This is a genomic window from Paenibacillus sp. A3, from assembly GCF_001399685.1.
Classification (GTDB): domain Bacteria; phylum Bacillota; class Bacilli; order Paenibacillales; family NBRC-103111; genus Paenibacillus_G.
The window spans coordinates 1-5,010 of the sequence record NZ_JTHN01000295.1 but is presented as its reverse complement, the minus strand read 5'-3'; the positions used below and the strand labels follow the sequence as shown (position 1 = coordinate 5,010).

The following is a 5,010-nucleotide window of genomic DNA, read 5'->3' as shown; positions in this document are numbered from 1 at the left end:
GCTTATACGAACGTTATTTGGCTGTTCGGCTTTATTTAGAGGGACATACGTTCACGGAAATAGGTACGCTCCTTAATCGTGCTTATCAAACCATTAGTCGGTATTGGACTACCTACAGGAAAAACGGACTCGAAGGACTAGAACTTGATCATTCTCCTGACAAACCAGTAAAGCTAACGGATAAGCAATTGGATGAACTTGCGAACACCGTTGAAAAAAAGCAACCGGCTGATGTTGAAACATGAAGGTGCGAAGTTATTTGCAGCAATCAACTATGAGACCGGCCACATTACGCATCGAGAAGAAGAACAATGTGATGTGAATGCCTTCTTGCGTTTTCTCGGCGATATCCTTGAGGAATATCCCGAAGGTAAAATCTTCATGATTCTCGATAACAGCCGCATCCATCATGCCTCCAAACTCAAGCTGTTTCTTGACAAGCATAAACGGCTACACTTAGTGTTCCTTCCAAAATATAGCCCTAAGCTAAATCTGACGGAAGGCCTGTGGAAGTGGGTTCGCCAGGATGTCATTAATAACGTCTACTTTAAAAAGTTTTACCTGATTCGCTTGCACGTTTCGAAATTCATGAAACGATTAAATGCAAACCCTCAGAAGGTCATAGACCGCCTTCTTGTAAGGTTATAATCTTTAGTTCAACTTATATAAAAGAAAATCCTTATTGATAAATGATTAGGAGCTTTACCGGCGGTATTTCCAAACAAGGTGTCGATGTTTTTCTATTATTGATGCAATACGACGAGCACTGTTTTGAATCGAAAAGGGGTTATGATATACTGTACCTTAATGAAAATGATTATCAATATCATATACATGCGTGCGATCCTGTATCATTGTAGAGATTCGCCAGGGGGGACCGATGAACATTCAGGCCGAGTTTGCCGAGCTTGATGATATGACGACGAGCGTGTTCAGCTATTTGAACGCCACTTCGCAGACGGAGCCGTATGAGCAGACAGGTACGCTCCCGCCGGAATATGGCGAAGGGCAATTTAGCTGCATTCGGCTTCGGGACGGCATGGAGCTGCAGTTAAGCGATATGATCTGGCGGGAGGATGTGACCTTCGACATGGGCGTTCGGTATCCGCATCTGGAACTTGCGCTGAATATCGAAGGGAGCGGCTGCTGGTCTGCGGAAGGGCAGCGGGGGGAAGTATCGAGCGAGTCCGGCTCCGCGCAGCTTGTTTACTTTAACGATATCCGTATTCATGCAGAGCACAGGAAAAATAAACGGATCGTGCATGCGGAGTTGCGCTTGGACGCCCGGCTCTGGCAGCCTCTTTTTCAAGAGCTTGATGTCCGGATGGAGAAGCCCTTCTTCTGCTTTGAAGACTTGATCGGTCCAAAGCTTCAAGTTCTGGTGCAGCAGTTGCGGAGCTGTCCGTATAGCGGCTCGGCCAAGCGGCTTTTTCTGGAAGGGAAGTGCCTCGAGCTGCTCGCGTCGTTTATTTACGAAGCGAACGACAACCGGGCAAGGAAAAGCTCCAGCTTGAAAACGGAAGATATCGACAAGATCTACAGCGCCAGAGATATTTTGCTGCAGACGTTGGCCCAGCCGCCAAGTCTGCTTGCCTTATCGCGCAAAATCAGCCTCAACGACTACAAACTGAAGATCGGCTTTAAGGAAGTGTTCGGGATGACCGTCTTCGAATTCGTACGCCAGCAGCGGATGGAGAAAGCCAGGCTGCTGCTGGAGAACGGCTCGCTGAACGTCAGTCAAGCCGCGTCTCTGGTAGGCTATAATAACTTCAGCCATTTTGCCGCCTTATTCAAGAAGACGTATGGCGTAAATCCAAGCGATTATGCCAGAGATGCCATACATTAACGCAACGAAGCAGCGGCGTACGAAAACATATGTTGCGAAAATCCGAATGCCGTGTTACGATAGGATAAATTTAGCAGAACGGAGGGTTACGTGTGTTAGACAATTCCAATTCCGGCGTACTTGAGTTCACGAATTAAATAGTGCTCAAAGGCTCTGTCTGTGTACAGAGTGATCGGGATTGGTCTGCCTGCATATACGGGTAACCCTGTTTAGTTATAAGCTATATAGCTATAAGAGGGAGGGACGAATCGGCCCTCTTTTTGTCATGCCCGCAAATCGTAATACCGAGGCCAGTAATCCAGCCGTTGAAGACTGCCCTGATTTTGACGTACGTTGGAACGGGGAAGGATCTTCTTAAGGGGATACGTACGTCCTTTTCCGATGACTCCAGGCACAGGCAGCAGTCTGTGTTTTTATTTCTAATCTTGGGAGGAATCAGACTATGAACGAACAGATACTGCGAGTAGACGGAATCGAATTATGTACTGAAAGCTTCGGAAATCCAAACGATCCGGCCGTTTTACTGATTATGGGAGCCACCGCATCGATGATTTGGTGGGAGGACGAGTTTTGCCAACGTCTGGCGGATCGGGGGAGGTACGTGATCCGCTACGATAACCGTGATGTCGGGCGCTCGACGACGTATGAACCGGGGCAGCCGGGATATACCCTGGAAGATATGGCGGACGATGCGATTCGCGTTCTTGACGGGTACGGGATTTCGCAGGCGCACTTTGTCGGCATGTCGCTCGGCGGGCTGCTTACGATGCTTGCGGCGGTGCGGCACCCGCAAAAAGTGCTGACCGCTACGCTGGTAATGACGTCGGCTTTCGCGCCAGGTTTGCCGCCGATGGAGGAAAAGGTTGAAGCCTTCTTTGCGGCTGCGGCTAACGTGGATCTGACGAACGAGCAGGCGGCCGTCGATCAGACTGTAGAAAAATGGAAAATCTTAAAAGGCTCCAAGCATTCGTGTGATGAGGATAGAATCAGACGTCTGGCTATCCAGGAAGTCAGGAGGGCGAGCCGCTTGTCCAGCATGTTCAACCACGGCTTGTTGACAGGCGGGGAATCGGATATCGCCCGGGTTCACGAGATCGAAGCCCCGGCGCTGGTCATACACGGAACGGAAGATCCGATCCTGCCTTACGAGCATGGGGTGGCGCTTGCGAATCAAATTCCGGGAGCCGTCCTGCTCACGCTGGAAGGGACCGGGCACGAGCTTCACCGTGACGATTGGGAGCGTATGATTGACGCGATCATAAACCACACGGCGGGAGCGCAATAATTAGGAAGCGGCAGTTTGAAGCTGGATTTTCGGCTCCGGACCGCCGCTTTTTGGTTTCGAATGCCCGGCACTCCGCTTGCGTCTGTCAGATCCTACGAGGATTTGTTAAGCCAGCGCGGCAGCACATCAAGCAGCTTCGCTCTGGTGAAGGCGTCGCCGAAGTTCCATTGCGCCGCATCCACCAGATGGACGCGGCCGTTCCGAACGGCGGGCAGACTGCGCCAAAGCGGGCTGCTCATCAGCTTCTCCGCCGCTTGTCCCGACTCGGGGCTTGCGGGAAGCAGCATGAAAATACGGTCCCCGGCATAGGCGGGCAGGCTGGCCTCGGATATTTCCGAAAACCCTTGTCCCGCATTCAGCACATCCTGAATGTGTCCGGCAGGCCGGAAGCCGTAAGGGTGATAAAGCGCCGACGAAAGACCGACGGCTCCCATGACGAATAAGCGCTTGCCATGATCGTAGATAAACACGGAGGCCGTTTCCCCCGGTTCAATGGTGAAGCGAAGCTGATGCCACATGGCGGCCGCTTTGGCGTTGTAGACTTTCAGCCACCGCTCCGCCTCGCGCGTTTTCCCAAGCCAGCGGCCGAGCGTCTGCAAACGATGATCGAGCGGCGCAAACGAGTTAAACGTCAATGTAGGAGCGATCCTCGCAATGCGGGCATACTGCGCTTCGTCGGAGCTGGCCAAGATGATCAAATCCGGCTTCAGCGCCGCAAGGACGTTCGTCCTCATCGGAAAGCCAACGTCGCGCACGTCCCGCAGCTTGTTTTTGAATAAGGATTGCTTATAGAAAGAAATGCCGCCGCCGATCGCTTTAATGCCTAGCGCCAGCAGGTCCCCGAACGTTTCCCCGTAATAAATGATCCGCTCCGGCCGCTCGGGAATTTCGACCTCGTGCCCCGTCCAATCCCTGACCAGAACGGTACGGTTCGCCAGACGGGCATACTGCTTCGGGGCGATGCCCGTCGTTTGACGAAAGCGCCGGTTGAAATAGTACTCGTCCCGAAAGCCGACTTGTTGGGCAATTTCCCTCAAGGGGGCTGTCGAAGCCAGCAGCAATTGCTTGGAGCGGTTAATCCGCAGCTCGGTCAAATAATCGAGCGGCTTCCTGCCGGTCAGCTCCTGGAAAATCGGGGTGTACTGCCAATGTGGCACTTGAGCCAGAAGGGCCAGCTGCTTGACGGTGATGTTATCCATGTAATGGTTCTGTAGGTAACGGACCGTGCTTTCGACCGCTTGCGTCGGACTGAGCGGCCGCTCCGAATGGAGATTGTGCTCGATTACAAAGCCAAGCAGCTCCTGAAACCGCAGCTGCTGCTTGAACCAAGCGATATCGCATGCGTCGGGCCGGCTGGCGTACAGCTCTTCGGTTAGCCGGACCAACCGGGAGAACGGATACGCGGTCAGCTCGTGGCGTTCCGGAAAAAGCTCCCCGGCAAACGTGTCGTGCGAAGAGCTCCCAATCCGTACGGCCGTAAACGTGATTTTGAAGAAGCGGAGCGCGTCGTCATATTCGTTCTCCAGTTGATACGAAGCCCCGGGAGCGAATAAGAAGCACCTGTCGGGAGTGAAGTGATAGCGGCTGTCGTCCGCATCCAAGCGGCCTTGTCCGGCGGTAAAGATCAGCATCGTATGGTGAACAGCCGTTTGTTTCCCGGATTTCCATCCGACCGGCCGATGGATTTGCTCGATATCCGACAGGTGAAACAGCAGAGCGCGCAGGGGCGAGGTGTTCGGCGGTTCGGAGCCCCATCCTACATTCCTCCTTCAATAATTGAGAATGATTATCAATTAAAATCTATTGTATACAAAACAAAGAAGCTTTTCAACGACAGCGTGAAAAGATTCCGGGAACCTCCAGAACAATTTGTTATTTC

General features: G+C 52.3%; 6 protein-coding genes. 5 read left to right on the top strand and 1 reads right to left on the bottom strand.

Annotated features, from left to right (window positions below):
- The 4 genes from QJ48_RS39075 to QJ48_RS33355 form a co-directional block, all read left to right on the top strand.
- On the top strand, positions 1-245 hold a 245-nt coding region (locus QJ48_RS39075), incomplete at its 5' end, for a helix-turn-helix domain-containing protein (RefSeq protein ID WP_237763144.1).
- The gene (locus tag QJ48_RS33365; protein ID WP_054977607.1) at positions 193-648 is read left to right on the top strand and encodes an IS630 family transposase; all 456 of its coding nucleotides are present in this window, start codon (positions 193-195) and stop codon (positions 646-648) included. The genes QJ48_RS39075 and QJ48_RS33365, both read left to right, overlap by 53 nt.
- Before the next feature lie 232 nt (positions 649-880).
- Entirely contained in the window at positions 881-1,846 is a 966-nt protein-coding gene (locus QJ48_RS33360) for an AraC family transcriptional regulator (protein ID WP_054977606.1), read from the top strand.
- Positions 1,847-2,288: 442 nt separating this feature from the next.
- On the top strand, positions 2,289-3,131 hold the full coding sequence (locus QJ48_RS33355; protein WP_054977605.1) for an alpha/beta fold hydrolase: 843 nt from the start codon (positions 2,289-2,291) through the stop codon (positions 3,129-3,131).
- A 92-nt stretch (positions 3,132-3,223) separates the two neighbouring features.
- Here QJ48_RS33355 and QJ48_RS33350 read toward each other — a convergent pair whose 3' ends face one another.
- Positions 3,224-4,762 carry an AraC family transcriptional regulator gene (locus tag QJ48_RS33350; protein WP_237763143.1) on the bottom strand — a complete coding sequence of 513 codons (1,539 nt, stop codon included), beginning with the start codon at positions 4,760-4,762 and terminating at the stop codon, positions 3,224-3,226.
- A gap of 3 nt (positions 4,763-4,765) precedes the next feature.
- On the opposite strand from QJ48_RS33350, the gene QJ48_RS39070 reads away from it, so the two are divergent.
- On the top strand, positions 4,766-5,010 hold a 245-nt coding region (locus QJ48_RS39070), incomplete at its 3' end, for a hypothetical protein (RefSeq protein WP_237763142.1).